Source organism: Pseudomonas sp. RGM2987 (assembly GCF_022952855.1).
In the GTDB taxonomy this organism is placed as follows: domain Bacteria; phylum Pseudomonadota; class Gammaproteobacteria; order Pseudomonadales; family Pseudomonadaceae; genus Aquipseudomonas.
Map to the genome: position 1 here is coordinate 1 of NZ_JALJDX010000192.1, position 19134 is coordinate 19134.

Annotated in this window: 17 protein-coding genes; 5 read left to right on the forward strand and 12 right to left on the reverse strand. The window is 61.9% G+C overall.

Annotated features, from left to right (window positions below; all coding sequences use genetic code 11):
* Nucleotides 1-96: 96 nt before the first annotated feature.
* Both waaA and RGM2987_RS13230 read right to left on the reverse strand, forming a co-directional pair.
* Nucleotides 97-1371: a lipid IV(A) 3-deoxy-D-manno-octulosonic acid transferase gene (gene waaA, locus RGM2987_RS13225; RefSeq protein WP_245141769.1), complete on the reverse strand. Its 1275-nt coding sequence runs from the start codon at nt 1369-1371 to the stop codon at nt 97-99.
* A gap of 22 nt (nt 1372-1393) precedes the next feature.
* Nucleotides 1394-2284, reverse strand: a complete 891-nt coding sequence (locus RGM2987_RS13230; protein ID WP_245141771.1) for a LysR family transcriptional regulator — start codon at nt 2282-2284, stop codon at nt 1394-1396.
* Between the two features lie 103 nt (nt 2285-2387).
* Between RGM2987_RS13230 and RGM2987_RS13235 the strand changes: the two genes are divergently transcribed.
* The 4 genes from RGM2987_RS13235 (at nt 2388) to RGM2987_RS13250 (ending at nt 5918) form a co-directional block, all read left to right on the forward strand.
* Complete coding sequence (locus RGM2987_RS13235; RefSeq protein WP_245141774.1) at nt 2388-2720, forward strand: multidrug efflux SMR transporter; 333 nt, start codon at nt 2388-2390, stop codon at nt 2718-2720.
* A gap of 214 nt (nt 2721-2934) precedes the next feature.
* Nucleotides 2935-4110 (forward strand): FAD-dependent oxidoreductase, encoded by a 1176-nt coding sequence (locus tag RGM2987_RS13240; protein ID WP_245141776.1) that lies wholly within the window; start codon nt 2935-2937, stop codon nt 4108-4110.
* Nucleotides 4107-4919 (forward strand): aldo/keto reductase, encoded by an 813-nt coding sequence (locus tag RGM2987_RS13245; protein ID WP_245141778.1) that lies wholly within the window; start codon nt 4107-4109, stop codon nt 4917-4919. The genes RGM2987_RS13240 and RGM2987_RS13245 overlap by 4 nt, the downstream gene beginning before the upstream one ends.
* A 33-nt stretch (nt 4920-4952) precedes the next feature.
* Nucleotides 4953-5918, forward strand: a complete 966-nt coding sequence (locus tag RGM2987_RS13250; RefSeq protein ID WP_245141781.1) for a metal ABC transporter ATPase — start codon at nt 4953-4955, stop codon at nt 5916-5918.
* 2 nt (nt 5919-5920) lie between these two features.
* On the opposite strand, the gene RGM2987_RS13255 is transcribed toward RGM2987_RS13250, so the two are convergent.
* The 6 genes from RGM2987_RS13255 to msbA form a co-directional block, all read right to left on the reverse strand.
* Nucleotides 5921-6727, reverse strand: coding sequence for a hypothetical protein (locus RGM2987_RS13255; RefSeq protein WP_245141783.1), 807 nt, complete (start codon nt 6725-6727; stop codon nt 5921-5923).
* Between the two features lie 73 nt (nt 6728-6800).
* Complete coding sequence (locus RGM2987_RS13260) at nt 6801-7502, reverse strand: hypothetical protein (RefSeq protein WP_245141785.1); 702 nt, start codon at nt 7500-7502, stop codon at nt 6801-6803.
* A 5-nt stretch (nt 7503-7507) separates the two neighbouring features.
* Nucleotides 7508-8482 carry a glycosyltransferase gene (locus tag RGM2987_RS13265; RefSeq protein WP_245141787.1) on the reverse strand — a complete coding sequence of 325 codons (975 nt, stop codon included), beginning with the start codon at nt 8480-8482 and terminating at the stop codon, nt 7508-7510.
* Between the two features lie 106 nt (nt 8483-8588).
* Nucleotides 8589-10010, reverse strand: coding sequence for a bifunctional D-glycero-beta-D-manno-heptose-7-phosphate kinase/D-glycero-beta-D-manno-heptose 1-phosphate adenylyltransferase HldE (gene hldE, locus RGM2987_RS13270; RefSeq protein WP_245141789.1), 1422 nt, complete (start codon nt 10008-10010; stop codon nt 8589-8591).
* 99 nt (nt 10011-10109) lie between these two features.
* Nucleotides 10110-10718: an adenylyl-sulfate kinase gene (cysC, locus tag RGM2987_RS13275; protein ID WP_245141792.1), complete on the reverse strand. Its 609-nt coding sequence runs from the start codon at nt 10716-10718 to the stop codon at nt 10110-10112.
* A 129-nt stretch (nt 10719-10847) separates the two neighbouring features.
* Nucleotides 10848-12650, reverse strand: coding sequence for a lipid A export permease/ATP-binding protein MsbA (msbA, locus tag RGM2987_RS13280; RefSeq protein WP_245141794.1), 1803 nt, complete (start codon nt 12648-12650; stop codon nt 10848-10850).
* A 154-nt stretch (nt 12651-12804) separates the two neighbouring features.
* On the opposite strand from msbA, the gene RGM2987_RS13285 reads away from it, so the two are divergent.
* Nucleotides 12805-14661, forward strand: a complete 1857-nt coding sequence (locus RGM2987_RS13285; RefSeq protein WP_245141796.1) for a bifunctional O-antigen ligase/aminoglycoside phosphotransferase family protein — start codon at nt 12805-12807, stop codon at nt 14659-14661.
* A 73-nt stretch (nt 14662-14734) separates the two neighbouring features.
* Here RGM2987_RS13285 and RGM2987_RS13290 read toward each other — a convergent pair whose 3' ends face one another.
* The 4 genes from RGM2987_RS13290 to RGM2987_RS13305 are packed head-to-tail and all read right to left on the reverse strand — an operon-like array spanning nt 14735 to nt 19131.
* Nucleotides 14735-15619 carry a glycosyltransferase gene (locus tag RGM2987_RS13290; protein ID WP_245141800.1) on the reverse strand — a complete coding sequence of 295 codons (885 nt, stop codon included), beginning with the start codon at nt 15617-15619 and terminating at the stop codon, nt 14735-14737.
* Entirely contained in the window at nt 15616-16770 is a 1155-nt protein-coding gene (locus tag RGM2987_RS13295; protein WP_245141803.1) for a glycosyltransferase, read from the reverse strand. The genes RGM2987_RS13290 and RGM2987_RS13295 overlap by 4 nt, the downstream gene beginning before the upstream one ends.
* Nucleotides 16767-17651: a DUF6625 family protein gene (locus RGM2987_RS13300; RefSeq protein WP_245141805.1), complete on the reverse strand. Its 885-nt coding sequence runs from the start codon at nt 17649-17651 to the stop codon at nt 16767-16769. Before RGM2987_RS13300 ends, RGM2987_RS13295 begins: the two co-directional genes overlap by 4 nt.
* A gap of 46 nt (nt 17652-17697) precedes the next feature.
* A complete protein-coding gene (locus RGM2987_RS13305) occupies nt 17698-19131 on the reverse strand; it encodes a PIG-L family deacetylase (RefSeq protein WP_245141807.1) in 1434 nt (477 codons plus the stop codon).
* Nucleotides 19132-19134: the final 3 nt, after the last annotated feature.

Below are 19134 nucleotides of genomic sequence, written 5' to 3' on the forward strand. Positions count from 1 at the left end.
GGACCGCGAAGCGGTCCCCGCCTCCGTGGGCGCTTCGCACCCAAGCGGGAGCAAGCTCCCTCGCCACAACAGGGTTCTCGGCAGATGCGGGTACATTCAGCCGATCAACCGCCCCAACCCATCCAGCAACCGCTGCAACGCGCCCTGATTGCGGCGCATTACCGCAAGCCCCGCCTCGGCCATGCGCTGGGCATCGCGGGGCAGCTCGAACAGGCGTTGCACGGCCAGGGCCAGGCTCTGGGCATCGTCGACTTCCTGCAACGCCCCGGCGCTGCGCAATTGCGCGGCGATTTCAAGGAAGTTGAACAGGTGCGGGCCACTCAATACCGGTTTCGCCAGTGCAGCCGGCTCAAGCAGGTTGTGTCCGCCGTTGGCCACCAGGCTACCGCCGACAAACGCGCTGTCAGCCAGCGCATAGAGGAACAACAATTCACCCATGGTGTCGCCCAGCAACACTGAGGTCTGCGCGGTGACCGGCTGGGCGCTGGAGCGCCGGACCGTGGCGAAGCCCTGGCTTTCACATAGCTGGTGCACGGCGTCGAAACGTTCGGGATGACGCGGCACCAGGATCAGCAATGCATCGGGATAGCTGTCGAGCAGACGACGGTGGGCGGCCAGCACCACCTCGTCCTCGCCCTCATGGGTGCTCGCGGCGATCCAGACCGGACGATCCGTAGCCTGCCATTGGCTGCGCAGGGCACTGGCGCTTTCGAGCAATTGCGGGTCGATGGTCAGGTCGAACTTGATCGAGCCCGTGACCTCGACCGTTTCGGCCCGCGCGCCCAGCTGACGAAAACGCTCGGCCTCGGCTTCGGTCTGGACCGCGAACAGGCTCATCTCGGCGAGCATTGGCCGGGTCAGCTTGGGAAAGCGTGCGTAGCCGCGAGCCGAACGTTCCGACAATCGCGCATTCGCCAACGCCACGGGAATACCGCGCCTGGCGCACTGATGAATGTGGTTCGGCCACAGCTCGGTTTCCATGATCACCGCCAGGCACGGGCTAACCCGATCGAGAAAACGCCTGGCGGCGCAGGGCAAGTCGTAAGGCAGATAGCAGTGTTGGATGCGCGGCTCGTTGGCGAACAGGGCCTGGATCCGCTCCGAACCCGTCGGCGTCATGCAGGTCACGGTGATCGGCAACTGTGGATAACGTTGCAGCAAGGCGCGGATCATCGGCGCGGCGGCAATGCTTTCGCCCACCGATACCGCGTGGACCCAGATGCCGCCCGGCACCATGGCCGGCAAGCCCCAGGAAAAACGCTCGCCGATACGCCGGGCATACGCCGGTGCCTTGCGCGAGCGCAACCACAGCCGAATCGCTACCAGTGGCAGCCCCAGATAAAACAATGCGCTATAGAGAGTTCTGTTCATGGCGGCGGAGTTTATCGGGTTTTCAACCGATCGCCTGCAACTGCACGGCAAAACGTTCCGCCAACCAGCGCGCCGCCGGGCCCAGGGGCTCGTCGCGCCGCCAGACCAGCTCCACCACCAGCGCTGGCGGGGTCCATTCGCTGTTGAGTTCGACCATGTCGCCCAGGTACGCCGGGTACTGCACCACATGGCGCGGCAGCCAGGCCCAGCCCAGGCCACTTCTCAGCCATTCGGCCAGGACGTAGAAGCTGTCGGCACGCCAGACCTGCGGGCTGGCCTGCTCACTGCCCGGGTACACGCTGGATTGGGTCGCCATCAGCAACTGCCGGTGCCGGGCCATTTCCAGGCAGGTCACATAGTCCAGATCGGCCATGGGGTGGCCGCGACCGCACACGGTCACCATCTCGACGCTGCCCAGCACCCGACGCTCCAGCTCCCCGGGAATCTGCTCGTGGTAGAACAGCAGCCCCAGGTCGGCGCGACGCTCCACCAGTTTGCGCGCCACATCGCCCTGGGCGGCACTGGCCAGTTGCACTTCGAGGGTGGGGAACTGCTCGGCCAGGGCCGCCAGGCTGTCGATCACCGGCTGGTACGGCATCGCTTCGTCCTGGGCCAGGCGCAGGCGCGCTTCCTGACCGCGCATCAAGGCCTGCGCACGACCGTTGAGACGCTCGCACTGGCGCAACACTTCCCGCGCCTCTTCCAGCAACGCCGCGCCGGCCTCGGTGAGTTGCGGCTGACGACCGCTGCTGCGCTCGAACAGGCTGACGCCCAGATCGGTCTCCAGCAGGGCAATCGCACTGCTGATGGCCGACTGAGCCTTGCGCTGGTCACGGGCCACCGCAGAAAACGAACGCTTTTCGGCGACGCCGACAAACAGCCGCAGCTGCTCCAGATTCCATTGAACGTTCATGGCGCGTCCTATCTCGAATACAGATAGGTAATGACTTTACCGCATCTGCCCAGCTTCTAAAATGTCGCCATTGAAAGACGCAACACTCTACCGAGGACTGTCCATGAATGCTTACTACTACCTCGCTATCGCTATCTGCGCCGAAGTGATCGCCACCGTTTCGATGAAAGCGGTGAAGGGCCTGAGCACGCCCCTGCCCCTGGTGCTGGTCATCGCCGGCTACGGCATCGCGTTCTGGATGCTGACCCTGGTGGTGCGCACCGTTCCGGTGGGTGTGGCGTATGCAGTGTGGGCCGGGATGGGCATCGTCATGGTCAGCGTGGCGGCGCTGTTCATCTACGGGCAGAAGCTGGACGTGCCGGCGATGCTGGGGATGGCGTTGATTGTGCTGGGGGTTGTGGTGATCCAACTCTTTTCCAAGACCGCCGGGCATTGAAAGCACCGATCAATAAAGCTGAAACACCATTGTGGCGAGGGAGCTTGCTCCCGCTTGGGTGCGAAGCGCCCACCAAGAGCGAGGACCGCTTCGCGGCCCAGCGGGAGCAAGCTCCCTCGCCACAAGAGCGCTCGCCCGGATGTTGATTCTCAACAAATCCCAATAGCATCGAGTCTGTATACTGCGCCCTCGTCTTGAACACTGAGGTCGCTGCATGCCATCCGTTATTTCCACCGACGTTCTGATTGTCGGCGCCGGAGTCGCCGGCCTCTGGCTCAATGCACGCTTGCGTCGCCAGGGCTTTTCGACCGTGCTGGTGGAAAGCGCCACCCTGGGCGGCGGGCAGAGCGTCAAATCCCAGGGCATCATCCACGGAGGCGCGAAGTACGCCTTGCACGGTGCCCTGACCGGCGCCTCGGAAGCGATTGCCGACATGCCCCGGCGCTGGCGCGAAGCCCTCAAGGGCGACGGTGAGCTGGACCTGTCCGGTGTGCGCATGCTGTCCGATGCCCATTACCTCTGGTCTCCAGGCACCCTGGCCGGCAATCTCACCAGTTTCTTCGCCAGCAAGGCCGTGCGCGGGCGGGTCGACCAGGTCAAGGGCGAACAACTGCCGCCGGCCCTGCAAGACAAGCGTTTCAAAGGCAAGGTCTATCGCCTCGCCGAGCTGGTGGTGGATGTTCCCAGCCTGATCGCCCGCCTGGCGGAACTGGCCGGCGACAGCCTGCTGGCCGGGCAACACATCGAACCGCTGCGCGAAGGTGGCGAACTGGTGGGCCTGAAGGTGGATGAGCGCGAGATCCGCGCCCAACGCATCGTCCTCAGTGCCGGCGGCGGCACCGCCGACCTGCTCAAGGCCCTGGGCCTGGACCAGCCGGCCATGCAGCGCCGGCCATTGCACATGGTCCTGGTCAAGGGCCCGAGCCTCAAGCCGCTGTATGCCCATTGCCTGGGCGGCGGCCCCAAGCCACGCGTCACCGTGACCACTCATCCGGCCGCAGACGGCCAATGGGTCTGGTACCTGGGGGGCGACCTCGCCGAAGGCGACGCCGTGGCCCGCGAGCCGGCCGCGCAGATCGCCGCCGCTCAGAAAGAGCTCAGTCAATTACTGCCCTGGATCGACCTCAGCACCGCGCAATGGGCCACGCTGCGGGTTGATCGCGCCGAACCCTTGCAGTCGGGCCTGACCCGCCCGGACAACGCCTTCCTCGCCGAACAGGATCGCCTGCTGGTGGGCTGGCCGACCAAGCTGGCCCTGGCCCCGGATTTCGCCGACCGGGTGATCAACGCACTGCAACGCGACGCTATCCAGCCAAGCCATCCGGCACCGTTGCCCGAGCTGCCGAAACCGCCCATGGGCATCGCTGCCTGGGAGCAACTGCTGCCATGAGCCAGCCGACCCTGCACGAGCTCTATCGCCCGCTGGGCCATGCCGGCCCGCAGGTCTCGCCCCTGGGCCTGGGCACCGTCAAGCTCGGCCGCGACCAGGGCGTCAAATACCCCAACGGTTTCCGGATTCCCGATGACGACGAAGCGCGCATGCTGCTCAAGTTGGCACGCGACCTGGGCATCAACCTGATCGACACTGCCCCGGCCTACGGCCTGAGCGAAGAACGCCTCGGCCCGCTGTTGCGCGGCCAACGCCAGGACTGGGTGATTGTCAGCAAGGTCGGCGAAGAGTTCAGCAACGGCCAGTCGCGCCACGACTTCAGTGCTGCTCACACCCGGTTCTCGGTGGAGCGCAGCCTCAAGCGCCTGGACACCGACTACATCGACCTGGTGCTGGTGCACTCCGACGGCAACGACCTGGCGATCCTCAACGACAGCGAGGTCTACCCGACCCTGGCGGCGCTAAAGCGCGAGGGCAAGATCGGCGGCTTCGGCTTTTCCGGCAAGACCGTCGACGGTGGTCTCAAAGCGCTTGAGCAAGGCGATTGCGCGATGGTCACCTACAATCTGAACGAACGAAACGAGAAGGCTGTCATTGACTACGCAGCCGGGCACGGCAAAGCGATCCTGGTGAAGAAAGCCCTCGCCAGCGGTCATGTCTGCCTGAGCCCGGGAGTGGACCCGGTGCGCGCCAGCTTCGAACTGTTGTTTGAACATCCCGGCGTCACCAGTGCTATTGTCGGCACCATCAATCCGCTGCACCTCGCCCATAACGTCGCGACCGTAGCCAAGGTCCTGCGTGACAACTGACGCCGCCTGACGCGGCATGAAGAAGGAGTCGACATGCCGCGTACGCTCATCAGGAAGAACCCCAGCAACTTCAAGACCCTGCCCCTGCTCGTCGAAGCGACTCCCGAAGGCCTGACCTACCAGAGTGTCGGGATGCCGCTGAATTTTTCCCAGACCCTACAGCGTCGACGCCCGGTTACGGTGGCCGATGCCGAGCGCTTTTCCCTTGAGCTGGCAAACCTGGGCGTGTCGGTGCGACTGACCCTGCATTGGCAGAATCGCGACTATTGGGTGCTGGTGCGCCAGCGTCGGCAGGATCGCGGCGACGTGGTGCTCAAGTTGATTTCCGGTTACGTCCCGGCCCATGAGCTGAACCTGCCGCTGCTCACCGCCATCAGTGAGATTGCCGAGGAGTGCCTGCTGGAAACCCCCGAAGGCTGGCTCGGCGGGCGTTTCAACGACACCTGGCTGCCGGCCCCCTACGCCGCCGCCCTGCACTATCGCGAAGCCCTGCCGTTTCGCCTGACACCGCTGTCGGGGTCTGCGAGGCCGGTGCGCACGGGCAACCTGCAACTGATCGAACGGCCACGGGCCTACGTGCACTTGCCGACGGCATCGCTACAGTTGATTTACGATTTGCGCCTGGAAGTTCCCAAGGAAGCCAAGTCCCTGAGCCTGTTTCATGTCGATGAGCGCCTGGAGGGCGACCAGTTGGTGGCGCGCCTGGATCGCAAGCGCCCGGACCTCTACTTGATGCCACTCAAGGATGGCAAGCCGACCGGCGAGCTGTACACCGTCAAGCGCGATCAGTTGATCCCGGCCAGCACCCGCGGCCTGCACCTGGCCGAAAGCTTCGCCAGCCAGGAAGGTTGGGTGGTTCGCGAAGAACGTATCCGTTGGAAGGACTGGATGGTACAGCAGGGCCTGGAGATGCCTCCAGCCCGGCGCCACGGCCTGACCCGGCTACGGAAAAAGGCCCTGGGCCTGATGCGCATGGTCCGCGGGACGCTGCAAAAGTAGTCTCAGGCAGAACGGCGCTTATCGAGGTAGGTGCGCCAGCGGGCGAACAGATGGAAGTAGCGGTTCTCGCGCTTGCCCATGCCGCGTTTGGGCGAGAACGACTCCTCGGCAAACTCGCCATTGATTCGCACCCGTGAGGCGGTGGTCGGTAGGGTGCAGACCCTGACACGCGCCTGCTGCAAGGCGTATTTGAGCAGCCGTTCGGAGTGCAGTTTCCTGCCGGTGGCCTGGCAGAAGTCGAAAATGCGTTCGATCCGCCGGCCATAAGCCCGGTAGGCGTCACGCCCGCAGATCGCGAACCGGTCATTCAAGCCGCCCCACCACTGCCAGTCCGGAATGTACGCGTTCATCCGGCGGGCATCGGGGTACGCAAACACATACGTTGGCAGCGCGGTGTGGTAGCAGTTGTCGGGGCGTACGAACACGACGAAATCCGGATCGAACGATTCCATCATTGCCGTGACGGTGTACAGGGAGTTGAGCTGGTAGATCAGGTTGCGCAGCGATGCGTGCTCGTCCGCCCAGGTATCGCCCAGGGCCTTGACCCGTTCGAAGTCCCAACGCTCCAGGACACCCTCGGTGGAGTCGAGCTGACCGGTCATGGTGCTGAACGGCGCATAGTTGTCGGCTTTGAGCTCGCCTTGCTCGCCCGAGCGTGGGTTGTTGATCTCGTCGATCTTGTACAGGTGATAGAAACACCGCACGTCGCTGCCCGCGGGGATCTGCGCAAGGACGTTGTCCCGGATGGAAGGAAAGCAGATTTCCGAGTTTCTCGGAATACCAAAGAATGCCACCGCAACTTTCAACACGCGTCCTGCCCCTGCTGTAAAAAAGAAAATGCCTGCGACGACGCATCAGCCGATGCGACCTGTTCCGCCTGGCTCAGCGACGACGAAACCACCGCTGCCACCAACGGCCAGGTTGCAACGGCACCACCGTCACGTCAGCCTCCAGCAGCCATTGCCGCTCATAATCCCAGGCGTGTCCGCCCCAGAATTTACCCGCTTCGTTGGAGAAACCCAGGGTCATCAGTTGATAGGTATAGCCTGCGCGCCCGCGCAACCAGTCGAAGACCACCAGCGCATTGAAGCCCGTCGTAGGACCGACGTAACGCTTGCCGCCAGGCCGGTCGACCGGATAATTCCACAACGCAGGCAACGGAATGCGCTCGCGATACAGGGTGACGCCTGGCAGCGGCGACATGGGCTGCGTGCACCCCACCAGCATCGTGAAGCAGCGCGCCTCAGGCAGTTGGAACAGTCGCTGCACCTCGGGCTTGTACGGCAAACCGAAGAAATACGCATCGGGGGCGTTGAAGCCATGTACGAATACGTTGACGCTCTGGTGATTGAGCAGCGCCGATTTCACACAGGTGTTGAACGTCACGACCACATCGTCCGGACCGACATCCAGCGCCTGGAAGTCCGCTGCCGTGATTGCCGGATTGTTTGCCACCAGCAACACCCGCGCGGCCCTGCCCAGGCAATCCTTCAACGCCTGGGGGATCGCGTCGAATACCGATTGATCGCCGCCAGGCAGCCGGTCCAGGGCCATTTCGCCGGATTGCGCCGCACGCTCCTCCATAGCGTCTACCCCGGCACCTGCATGCCATGGCGAAGCTTGACCCACCAGCGGATGAGCGCCGAGGGTGGCTGCCAGGGACGCATCTGGCGCTGGATTTCAGCGGCCAGGTCCTGCCCGACGCGAGCGAACGAATACCGGCTCTCGGCGAAGGCCTGGCCCTTGCTGGCGATCCGCGCCGCCAGCTCCGGCTCACGCTGCAGCAACTCCAGCTTCTGCACCGCCTCGTCCTCGGAATGATAGAAAACCACGTTCTCCATGTCCTCGAAACCCAGTAACTCATCCTCCTCGCCCTGGCTCCAGGCCAGCAGTACACATCCGCAGGCCATGGCTTCGAAGTTCTTGATCATGAACTCGCCCATGCCGAGGTCGGCGCTGACGAAGATCTTGATGCGATTGAGGGTTTCCAGGTACTCGCGCCCCGACGCGGTACGCGTCACCAACATGTTGGTACGCCGGGCCAGCGACTCGAGCAACGCTTTGCGCTGAGCGTATTCGGTGCTCTTGAGGCTACCCAGGAACCCGACGGGAATGTCGCGAACACCACCGGTGTTGTGCAGCATCTGTTCGTCATAGCCCTTGGAGACAAACACCGCATCAATGCCTTCGGCCTGCATCCGGCGGGCGACCACGGCCCCCGATACCAGCGCGCGAGAACTGGGCAGGCGACGATACAAACGCGAGTAGACACCTATGTATTTACTTTCGCGCATGTAGTTCTGATAAGCGTCATGCTCGAGGAAAATCAGGCCGGGGATGCACTTCAGTACACTCAGTTGCCGGACCAGGCGCTTGATCCGCGAGAAAATCACCACCCGGTCGAAGTCCTGGTAATTGACCGATGCCAGGAATGGACCAAGGTTCATCTGCTGCTGTTTACTCAAGCGATAGATGACACAGTCGTCGCAATTATCCCGCGCCACCTCGTAGAGGCGGTCAAGGATCACACGCTGTTCATCCATCACCAGGAGCATGACTTTCATAAACTAATCGACCACGAAACGAATAGAGTAGAGGCGATGGACGGATCCATCGTCCTGCGTGGGAGGCGCTTTTCTCGCGCACTCCCGAGGTGAAACCTGGCTTGGCTCAGCGACCGCGAATCTTCTCGACAATGGCGGTCGTCGAGCTGTTTTCCACCAACCCCAACACCTTCACGGTGCCGCCATAGGCCGTGACGATGTCCGCCCCCACGACTTGATCGATCCCGTAGTCACCGCCCTTGACCAGTACATCGGGCTTGACCTGGCGCAGCAGGTTTTCCGGCGTGCCTTCGCTGAAGCTGATCACCCAATCCACCGCGCCAAGGCCGGCCAGGACCGCCATGCGCCGGTCCACGCTGTTGATCGGACGGCCCGGCCCCTTGAGACGGCTCACCGACGCATCGTCATTGACCGCGACGATCAGGCGATCGCCCTGGGCCCTGGCCTGTTCGAGATAGGTCACATGGCCGGCGTGCAGGATGTCGAAGCAGCCGTTGGTGAAAACGATTTTTTCGTTATGGGCGCGAGCGTCATCAACGGCCAGCAACAATTGCTCCAGGCCCAGCACGCCGCGCTCGGAGCCTTCCTCGCGCTGGATCGCGCGGCGCAGCTCCGGGGCACTGATGGCCGCTGTACCCAGCTTGCCGACCACGATGCCCGCCGCCAGGTTCGCCAGGGCCACTGCATGGGGCAGCTCCTCGCCGGCAGCGATGGCTGCGGCCAGGGTCGAAATCACAGTGTCGCCGGCGCCGGTCACGTCGAACACTTCACGGGCACGGGCCGGCAGGTGCAATGCGGGGTGATGAGGACGCAGCAGGGTCATGCCATGTTCGCCACGGGTTACCAGCAACGCGCCCAGGTCGAGCTCTTGCATCAGTTGCGCGCCCTTGCTCACCAACTCGTGCTCGTCGACACAGCCGCCGACGATGGTTTCGAATTCACTGAGGTTCGGGGTGATCAGACTGGCGCCACGGTAGATGGAAAAATCCTTGCCCTTGGGGTCGGCCAGCACCGGGATATTGCGGGCACGAGCGGCCTGGATCAGCGCCTGGTGATTCTTCAAGGCGCCTTTGCCGTAGTCCGACAACACCAACACCTTGATGCCTTCAAGCAGGTTCTCGACATCCGCACCGAGGGCCAGGGGATCGGTGGCGAAAGGCTCTTCGAAGTCGATCCGCAGCAGTTGCTGGTGACGGCTCATGACCCGCAGCTTGACGATGGTCGGCTGGTGCGCGATCCGCTGGAATATGGCCTTCACACCCGCGCCCTTGAGGCTGTTGGTCAGGCTGTCGGCGGCCTCGTCATCACCGGTCACGCCCACCAGGGACGCCGGGGCGCCGAGGGCGGCAATGTTCAGGGCAACGTTGGCGGCACCGCCGGGACGATCCTCGATGTGTTCGACCTTGACCACCGGAACCGGCGCCTCAGGGGAAATCCGTGAGGTACCGCCATGCCAATAGCGGTCGAGCATGACATCGCCGACCACCAATACAGGGGCTTGATCGAATCGCGGCATGGACAACTTCATGGAGCATCCCACATACAAAATGAACAGGGGCGCGATATTAGCACAGGGTTGGACGAAGGCTTATCGTGGCTGCAATGGGATACTGCCGCGCAGGCTCGTTCAACCCTGCAACAAGGCCAGTAGCTGCTCACAAGCCCGGGCCAGGTCGACTTCAGCGGTATTGATTGCGCAGTCCGGCTCAAGCGGCGCTTCGTAAGGACTGTCGAGCCCGGTGAAGTGCTTGATCCGTCCGGCGAGGGCTTCGCGATACAGCCCCTTGGGGTCGCGCTCTGCACAGACCGCGAAAGGTGTGCTCACGTAAACCTCCAGAAAACTGCCTTGGGGGAATAACTGTCGGGCCGCGTCGCGGTCTGCGCGAAAAGGGGAGATCGCGGCGACGATCACGATCAGCCCGGCATCGACCATCAGGCGCGCGACCTCGGCGATGCGCCGGATATTTTCCTTGCGCGACTCAGCGTCCATGCCAAGCCCGCGGCACAGTCCCTGGCGCAAGTCGTCGCCGTCCAGCAGCGACGTATGCAAGCCTCGTTGGTTGAGTTGCACTTCCAGGGCATTGGCCAGGGTCGACTTGCCCGCCCCCGAGAGCCCCGTCAGCCAGATGCAGCGGGGCCGCTGGGCCTTGATGGCCGCCCGGTCCCTGGGCGTGACAGCTGGCACATGGGGAATCCGCTGCGCCGGTTGGTTCAATACCTTTGACGTGTCATCCATAGCCGAGCACCTCCTGGTCGCATGGGGCCACCCGCCGGATCAATCGGTGGGGCCCGCCCCCAGCATAGCTTCCCGTACCGCCCCCGCTGCGCGCCGCGGGGTTCGGCTCAAACGACAGCGTGCTGCACCTCAGGCCATATCCTGCGCCGGGGCATCCAGCCCCAGGGCGTTCAGGCGTGCGTAATAGCCATTTTGCGCCAGCAGTTGCGCATGAGTTCCACGCTCGACAATGCGCCCCTGATCCATCACCAGGATCAGGTCGGCTTTCTCGATGGTCGACAGCCGGTGGGCGATCACCAGGGTAGTCCGCCCTTTCATGACCTGGTCCAGTGCGGATTGGATATGCCGCTCGGACTCGGTGTCCAGGGCCGACGTGGCCTCGTCGAGAATCAACAACGGGGCGTTTTTCAAGAGCGCCCTGGCGATAGCCAGGCGTTGACGCTGCCCACCGGACAGCAGCACGCCGTTTTCACCGACCTGGGTGTCCAGGCCCTGGGGCAATTGCCTGATGAAGTCCATGGCATAGGCATCCTGGGCTGCCTTCTCGATATCGGCACGCGGCGCACCCGCCAGGTCGCCGTAGGCGATGTTATTGGCAACCGTGTCACTGAACAGCGTCACGTGCTGAGTCACCTGGGCGATATGACGGCGCAGGTTCAGCAGCTTGTACTGCTCGATTTCAACGCCATCGAGCAGGATCTCGCCTTCATGGTGATGGTAGAAACGCGGGATCAGGTTGGCCAGGGTGGACTTGCCGCTGCCCGAGCGTCCCACAAGCGCAACCATTTGCCCGGGCTCGACCGAGAAACTGATGTCGTTGAGCACCTGCCGGTCGGTGTCCGGGTAGGTGAAGCTCAGATGACGCACGTCCAGCCGCCCGCTGACGGCCTGACGCTCCACCGTACCGGTGTCGGTCTCCGGCGTGACGTCCAGTTGCTCGAAAATGCTTTCCGCACCCGCCACGCCTTTCTGGATGGTGGAACTGACTTCCGACAACTGACGGATGGGCTTGGGCAGCAGGCCGGCCAAGGTAATGTAGGCCACCAGGTCGCCCGCCGAAGCATCGCCGCGCAGAAACAGCACCAGGAACATCAGCGCGGCCATGGCGCTGTAGATCACCAATTGCAACAAGGGCGTGTAGATCGCCCCGGTACGCGTCATGCGCAACTGTTTGTCGGTATTGCTCTGACTGGCCTCGAGGAAACGTTTCTGCTCATAGACCTCGCCGCCGAAGCTGCGCACTACGCGATAGCTCTGGATGGTCTCGGAGGCCACATGCGTCACATCCCCCATCGCAACCTGGATTTTTTTGCTCTGCTTGCGAAATTTCTTGCTGGCGGTGCGGACCATGACTGCGATCAATGGCAGGATCGCTACCATCACCAGGGTCAGGCGCCAATTCATGACCAGCAACGAGGCGAACAGGAAGATGACTGTCATGCCTTCGCGGATCACGACCTTGATCGCGTCCGTTGCAGCGCCCGTCACCATGGTCACGTTGAAGGTAATCCGGGAAATCAGGTGACCGGAGTTGTGCTTGTCGAAATAGCGGTTGGGCAGGGTCAGCAGGTTGTTGAACAACTGCACCCGCAGATCGTGCACCAGCCCCAGCGAAACCTTGGCCAGGAAATAATTGCCCAGGTACGAACCCAGTCCTTGCCAGGCAGCGATCAGGATGATCAGCAACGGAACGGCCTGCAACAATTGCAGGTCGCGCAGGTACGGCACCGACGGGAACAGCACCGCGTTCGGGTTGGAAAGGCCATCGACGAAGTACTTGAGGATGTAGCCGAGCATCGGCTGGGTAGAAGCGAAAATCAGGAAACCGACAATGCTCAGCCCGAACAAGCCGATGTAGGGCTTCACGTAGCCGAGCAGGCGGAAATAGATTTTCAAGCTCGAAGGGCTTGCAGCAAGACTGGAGTCGGCCATATCACGCGAATGTCGATAAAAAGGTCGCTGACTTTAACACAGCTTCTTCGGTGTTCTGGCAAACCGGTAAGGCTGTTATTGTTATGCGGCTGCCAAATACTCCATAGCCATCACCGTGAATGGTCCACTCGATTCCAGAAATGAATTCCTGAGCATGCTATCCAAGCGCTACGCCACGCCCCATAGGGTTTTCGATTTCATCTGCCTGTGGATTCTTCCGCTTGGCTTCCTGCTACTCCTGTGCGCCTTGTTCTTCCTGCCGGGGCGCAGCCAGCACCATAAATTATTCTATGGCCTGTTCAGCATTCCGACCCTGGTAGCCCTGTGCATCAGGCCCGGCTTGCTGAAAGAACTGGTCCGCGAACCGATTTTCACCGCCCTTGTGATATTTGCGGGCTGGGCGCTGATCAGTTTGGCGTGGACGCCGGAGGTCGAGAGTATCGGACGCCCGCTCAAGATCGCATTGCATACTGTACTGCTGTTTGCCGGTTGTTATCTGCTGGTGCGCTATCGTGGCGACCTGCTTCACCCCCTGTTGTTCTGCGCCGCCACGGTAGCCCTGATCGCCTCGCTCTATAATTTGTACATGTTTGCCAGGATATACGAGCCTGGCATGCGCCTGATCGGCTCCGGCGCCCTGGACAATCCGCTGCTCAGTTCTCACTTGTACGGGTTCTTTTGCGTCTATTGGATCAGCCTGGGCATGCTCTGGAAGAATCGCCATATCCTCTGGCTCGCGATACCTGCCGCCATGGTCATGCTGGCGGCTATCGTCGCGACCGGTTCAAGGACGCCCTTGGTCGCACTGGCCGCAGCCATTATCTGGGTAGGTCTGCTTTGCTGGAATCGCCGCTCGATTGCATTGTTCGCACTGCTGGCCCTGGGTGCATTCATCGTCAGCGTGTTGTTCAGCAATATCATTTTCGCCCGTGGCGTCTCATATCGCTTCGAAATCTGGCAGATCGTGCTGCAAAAGATCGCCGAGCATCCTTGGATCGGTCACGGTTACGGCGCGGACCTGCAGGTTGATCCAGGCATCGGCTATATGCTGTCCGAACCTCATAACTTTGCCCTGGGCGTGTTGTACTACGTCGGCATCGTCGGGCTGGTGCCATGGCTGTTCTTCCAGGCCTGGGGCTTGTTGAGCAGCTGGCGTTACCGGGTTCACCCTTTGTTCGTCGTGGCCTCTACCTGGCTGATCTACGGCATGAGCGCAGCGCTCACCGAAGGCGGCGGCATTCTGTCCCGGCCAAAGGAGCATTGGTTCCTGCTGTGGATCCCACTGGCGTTGATCGCGGCCTTGAGCATCAATTACCGCGCCAGGCGCCTGCTGAATATCCCCGTGCGACCCTTGACTGCGCCGGCCCTGGAAAGCCTCTCGATAGGCGCCCAGGTGATCGAATCCGACGGACTCGGCCCAAAGGTCCTGCGCTTGTCCGGGGGGGACTTCCTCAAACTGTTCCGGGCACGCCGCTGGTACACCTCGGGCGGCTTCAACCCTTATTCCGAGCGCTTTGCCGTCAACAGCCAGCTACTGCAAAACCTGGGCATCCAGAGCCCGACGATACTCGCCCTGTACCATTTGGAAGACGGCAGCAGCGCCGTGCACTACGTTCCTTTGCCAGGGATGACCTTGCGCCAGGCACTGCAAGATGCTTCCACGCCTGGGCAACGCCATGCCCTGGTCCAGGGCTTCGGTAGATTCCTGGCGCAGTTGCATGAGCGAGGCGTGTACTTCCGCTCCCTGCACATGGGCAACGTACTGGTGCTGGAGAACGCTGAATTCGGCCTGATCGATATCGCCGACATGTACATTTATCCGTCGTCGCTCAGGCTCGCACTTCGCCAGCGCAACCTACGTCACATGCGGCGCTACAAGGAAGATTACGGATGGCTCTTCGAGCAGCACCTGGATGCGCTGCTCGAAGGCTACGCGACGATCGCCTCCAGACCGGCCGTCGATGACCTGCAAAAGCGCATCCTGGCGGGAAGCAACCCAGCCCGGGCGTAATGGCGTGCTTGGCGCAGACCGTCGCTCAACATTGAACGGCGGTCCCGGTGCCCTCTGATCGACGGGGCGCGATTCAGTGCTTTTCCAGCGGACAGAAAAACATGCGCCCAAGGCCGCGCCAGGTTTTCTTGTTCCAGGCCCTGAAGGGAATCTGCGCCAGCAGCTCACGAGCGAACACGTGGTCGCGGTTCGATGTTTTCAGGAACATGGAATTGAGGAATTTGTAGCGCACCTCGTCATAAAGCGGATGGTCGCTGAACAACGCATAGGTCCGCAAAATGCTGTCGGTCATGAACCGATGGTTCTTGTAGGAGTTGGTCGCATGCTTTCGGTAGCGCGCCATCAACACGCTCAGTCCGTCGATAAAATACCCGGCACGGGTCACTTTCAGCTCGATCAACAGATCTTCCAGGCGAATCTGTGGATCGAACCCACCGACCTTCTCCAGGGCCTCGCGACGAATCATCAATGTCGGCGCAGGCGGGTAAGGCTTGCGTTCCATAAACATATCTTCGAAATCGAGCCGCCGGAAAGGCACATCCCGACGCTGGCGACTCTCGGGATAAAGGTTCCCGTCGGCATCGATCAGTTCGATATTCCCGGCACAGATACCCACTTCGGGCTTGCCATCCATGTACGCCACCTGGACGGCGATCCGCTCGGGCAGCATGATGTCGTCGGAACCAAACGGCACGACCAGGCTGCCGCTGGAGCGGGCAATCGCATCGTTCAGGGTATTGGTCAGGCCCTGGTTCTGCTGGACGCGAAAGTCGAAACCATGGGCGGCCTGCAAGCGCTGGATACGTTCGACACTGTCATCGGTGGAACCGTCATCGATCACCAGCAGCTCAATGTTCGGATAGGTCTGCCCCAGCACACTGAGGATGCACTCTTCGATATAGCGACCATGGTTATAGGACGCGATGATCACCGTGACGACAGGTTGTGCGGCACTCATGGTTGCTCCTCACGGGCTTGAGCCAGGCCGGTCTCGATCAACTCAAGGTATTGCCGGCGGAACACGTCGATGTCGTGCTGCTCGACCAGGTAACGGTAGGCTCGCTCGCCACAGGCCTTGAGCTCGGTGTCCGACAGCCCCAGGTAGGTGTCGAGCGCCTTTGTCAGGCTTGGCACATCGGCCGGCTTCACCGTCAAGCCCCCGGCGCCTTGGATCAAAGGCAGCATGGCTGGGACATCAGACGCGACCACCGGCAGATGGCCGCTCATGCCTTCCAGCAGCGCGAGTCCCAGGCCTTCGGCCAGCGACGGCATGGTCCAGATGTCGAATGCCCGCACATATTGCAAGGCGTTCTCCTTGAAACCCAGCAGGTGCGCCCGACCGCCCAGGCCCAGTTGCTCGATCTGGGCCGCCAACCGGGATTCTTCGCGCCCGGCGCCGATGATCGCCAGTTGTACCGCGGGGTATTTATCCTTGAGCGCGGCGAAAGCCTGAAGCAGATACGTATGCCCCTTGACCGGCACCAAGCGGCCCAGAGCGCCAACCAGCCTCACCGACGGTTCGATACCCAGCAGTTCACGGGCACGCTCGCGCGGATGCTGCAAGGCTTCAGCCTGCTCGATGTCGATGGCATTGGTGATGGCATGGGTGTTGGCGTCGGTGAAACCGCAACGACAGTCCAGCAGGTACTGTTTGACCGCTGGCGAAACACCTACGAATCGCCAGTGGCGATCCACTTGCCGCTCGGTCTGGCGGCGACGATAAAACCGGTCATATTCACCGAACCCGTGGGAAATGCCGATGCACAACGGGATCTTCAGCCATCGATTGAGCTGCAGCATCATATTGACGGGCTTGAAGCGGTTGCACACGACCACGTCGAACTTTTCCCTGCGGCAGAACTGGTACAACTGCCACATCGCGCGAAGCCGCAGGCCCTTCAGCGCCTTGTCGGAAAACTCGAAATAAACCGAATGGTCGGCCCGGCTCACCGCCTCCCCAGGGCCCGGGCGACCACGCAGGAAGGCGGCCGTCACCTCGTAGCGCTCGCTGGGCAGAGCCTTGACGATCTGCTCCGCCAGATCGGCGAAATCGTGTTGCTTGACGTTGTAGTCCGGCTGCAGCTGCAGCACTTTGAACCGCTGACTCATAATTCTCCCTGGTGGAAACCTGTCGCATCGATCATCCAGGCTGGCGCCGTCGCCAGGCGCCGTATCCAGACAGGATCCGGCTCCGGCATTGCCGACCATTCGTTGCGCTTCCAGCATACGAAATGAAAATACGGGAAAGTACGATCCCCGTCCCGATCATTGGTCAGGCCTCCATTGCGCCAGTACCAGCGAAGCGGGAACTGCTGCGAACCGTCGTGCCATTTTATGCAGCCACCCGGTGTACTGAAGGCTTCAGTGAACTCACTGCGGCGGCGCCACGGATTGAACTTGCCCACCAGGTTAAACAGTGGATCGGGAAAGTTCTTGCGCCATAGGAAAATCCGGCTGAACGCCCCTTCATCCAGCGCGAGATGCCGATCATCGATAAAGCGCTCTTGCCAGTTCCTGATCCGCTTGAAGACTTCACGACCAGCGACCGTATTGCGGATCAGACACAGATGCCCGGCAACACGGCGTTCATGAGTTGAAAACAGGTCACGGCTGGCGAGGCGCTCGGCGGTGAAATATTGCCGAAGATTGCCGTACACCACGTCAATATCGCCAAAGGCCCAGAAATCATAGCCTTCCAGGCGATCGGCATGAATGTATCCGAGGGCCGGCTTGATGTCGCACAGCTTGTAGGCCTGCGTCGGCCTGAACTCGATATCCAGCCGTCGGGATACCAACTGACAGTACGCCTGGAACGTGGTGGTTTCGAGGGTCACGTTAGGCGGCAGATTTTCCGGAACGCCGCAGTCACTGAACAGCAGCCAATCGATATCGGGGTTATGCCGACAGCTTTCGAGAAACAACGGCATCCAGAAAGGCCAACGTCCGAAATACGGGATGACGAAAACAATACGCGGACAAGGATTGATCACTACAAGCTCACATCTACCAGGACTGGGGCACCGGGCCCTTTCTGCGTCACTTCTGCTTTATCTGCGTTTCAGAAGACTTCATCAGCCAGAAAAGCTCGTGACGCCTGACCGCCTTACGGAAAAACTCGTTCTCGCCATAGACGGAACCGATCCGGGTGGTCAGCAACCCCTGGATCAAGCGCCTCAACCGTCGCTTCAATGGCAACGGGGGTTGCAGGTCATGCATCATGCCCAGCGCCATGGCCTTGTCGCGCTGGAGTGCTACCGACAGCGGCAGGCTCAGGGGATGCATTGGCCGCTGCGGATCAAAGACCGGCGGTAACGCCACGCCCTCTCCCGTATTGCCCATGGGCCACCGGTCATTGTCATGCAGGTGATTGGCGTACCCCAGCAGCGTCGTTGGCTGCCATTCCAGGCCCACCAGCGCTTGCATCACGGCGTCATGCGCGCAGACGTGATCGGCATGTGGGTCGAGCGTCGGATGCGGCAGCACAATCACTTCTGGACGGGCCTTGAGCAGCAGCTCACGCAGGTCTGCCAGCAGATTGTTCCAGGTGGGCGCACCGTCAGCATCGCCCGGCAGCACAAAAGGGTTCATCCGGCGAAACAGCCGGGTGTCACTCAGGTCAGCCTTGCGAGAGCCCTGGGGTTGACTGGGCGCCGCTTGCATGGCCGCCAGTTGCAGACAGAAGTAGCCCAGCTGCACACACCGGGTTTCAGGCACCCCGGCCCAGCGAGGCACGGCAATGCTGTCCCAGGCGCGCAAGCGACCCTTGAGCCGCGCGGCTTCGACGCCATCCAGGCCCATGCGTTGATAATGTCCGGCTTCGACTTCACCGGCGGTCAGGGTCACGATCCAGGTTTCGTCTGCCTGGCTGTACAGCCCGTAGGCGGCCAGCTCGGCATCGTCGGCATGAGGCGCGATGACCATCACCCGTTGGCGTTGCAGTGGCGGCGAAGTGAAGGACCAGAGCGTCGGCTCCCCCTGCAAGCGACAGAAGCGCCCGCGCAGGTGCAGCTCGCCCCGGGACAATGCAGGCCCCTGCTCGCTGAGGTTGAGATAACGCAGGCCGTTGACACCGCGCTCGAACGTCTGTCGATCCGACGCGTCACCGCCCGACAACTCGACAACCGGGTCGATAAAGCGTCCCAGCCAGTTGCTTTTTACCCGCAACGCCAGGATAAGCGTTGCGTCGTCGTCCAGGATCACGCCCTCATCCAGCCGCAGCCGCCCGGCATTCAGATGCACCTTGGGCTGCTGGGTAAAGGGCGGAAAGCTGTATTGGTAATCGTCCCCGGGTGAATAGAACAGGTGGTCGGCGAACCACGCCTCATGGGCGACCCAGCCCAGCACCGCAAGCACCAATGGCAGCCACCAGGCGACCAGCACGCCCAGCAATGCCAGCACAACGAGCGCGAGCAACAGGCCCACGCGCTTGTTGCGACGGTGGCGCTTGAGTAGATGTTGCTTGCGACTCATCGA